This is a genomic window from Aquabacterium sp. (assembly GCF_004297345.1).
Classification (GTDB): domain Bacteria; phylum Pseudomonadota; class Gammaproteobacteria; order Burkholderiales; family Burkholderiaceae_C; genus Aquabacterium.
Map to the genome: position 1 here is coordinate 1 of NZ_SCTN01000582.1, position 1,580 is coordinate 1,580.

Annotated in this window: 1 protein-coding gene; it reads right to left on the reverse strand. The window is 48.7% G+C overall.

Annotated features, from left to right (window positions below; translation table 11 throughout):
* The coding region (locus EPO09_RS21695; protein WP_290646610.1) for a C-terminal helicase domain-containing protein at nt 1–821 on the reverse strand (821 nt) is incomplete at its 3' end.
* Nucleotides 822–1,580 lie beyond the last annotated feature (759 nt).

The following is a 1,580-nucleotide window of genomic DNA, read 5'->3' on the forward strand; positions in this document are numbered from 1 at the left end:
GCAACTCTGCGCAGCGCATCTGTAAATCTGTCGATTTCTGCTTGTTTGTTAGCGCTAAAGTTGTACATCATCTCGTCAACCGAAATTGGTAACGGTCTATCTTTATTCAGCTTCGTCCTAACATGCCTAAGAGCCTCTAACTTCTCCGCGGGAGAGCCAGGTTTTACGAGCAACAATTCGTATATGTCGACTGTTCGCCCCTCCACAGGAAGCTTGTCGTGACTGTCGTACCGAATGCCACGGCCAATCACTTGTTCTATAATGGCACGATTCCAATATGGCTCAAGGATAACAATCTGACGCGTCTCTTTAAGATCAAGACCTTCTCCACCCGCTCTCGAGATGATCAGAACTACCGCTGTACCGTTATTATACGCTTCCACGATCTTTGCACGAGCTGGTTTAGACGTATTTCCTGAAATTACTCCGTACGGTACATGATGTGCACCGAGCCAGGCTGTTATGTATGTCAACGCCGTCGGATGATCGTTGCTTCCAATCACGTAGTTGGAATATATCACAGTTCGAGCCTTGTTGACAATGACGTCCTGCAACAGCGTAAGAACAAACTGAACCTTGGGATTGTCCGGACCTTCCAGATTGTTCGTCGATTGCCGCAATCTGTCAAAAAACACACCTGATCGGACCAACAGCGGCGCCATCGTCGGATCGTCACGCGCCAGTGATGAGTCCAGCACAGTGTCGGCACGAGAGAGAGCTTCTTCAGTCGCTTCCGTATCAGCATCAGCGATAGCAGGTACGTTGTTGGTGCGTTTTGCTGTTTCTATTTCGTCATATTTTTCTAACATCACGTCGTCCATTATCAGGGAGACAACATGGTTTCTTCTGGCTGGGAAATGCGTTGACGATCCTTGGGGAGGATTATAGTCACTGACACGGCATCCAAAATAATCGTTAAACATGGGCATCGGTCCCCGTCTACGATCCCACACGTTTCGATCGAACGCGTCGACGTTCATGTATCTCGTCCCGTCGACCATTGAGATCTGTGATATCAGATCTGTTGGTCGATTTACAACCGGCGTTGCTGTTAGCAGTATCACGCGAAACGCAGATCGACTTACGCGACCGTAAAAAGTTGCCACTTTGCCAATGTTCTCGACTGTCGTAGTTGCAGCAGGCACATGAAGACCAAATATGCCGCTTGTCGAATACACGGTCTTCGTTGTTCTGGGGGCGCTGCCTTCAGCTGACGGTTTCTCTTTCTCAGGCGGCAAGTGAAATTTGAGATTGTGCGACTCGTCGATCACAAGTATCCTGTTGCTCATGTATTCGCGAAGTTCATCGTCAGATCGATGATTGTACTCGTTATAAAATGCCCTGATCGTAAGAAACCGATATAGATACACCATTCTCAATGGTGATACGCCCCATCGAGCCAGAGAGGCCTTAAAATTGACCTGTAGACCTGGTGGCGTTATAATCAAGGCTCTGGTACCAGGAAACGTACGCAACAAGCATTCAACCGACGCCACGGCCGTCAGAGTCTTTCCAGTGCCTACTCCATGATAAAGCACCATCCCTCGCTGAGTCTCAATGGACGCGACAGGAATTTCCTG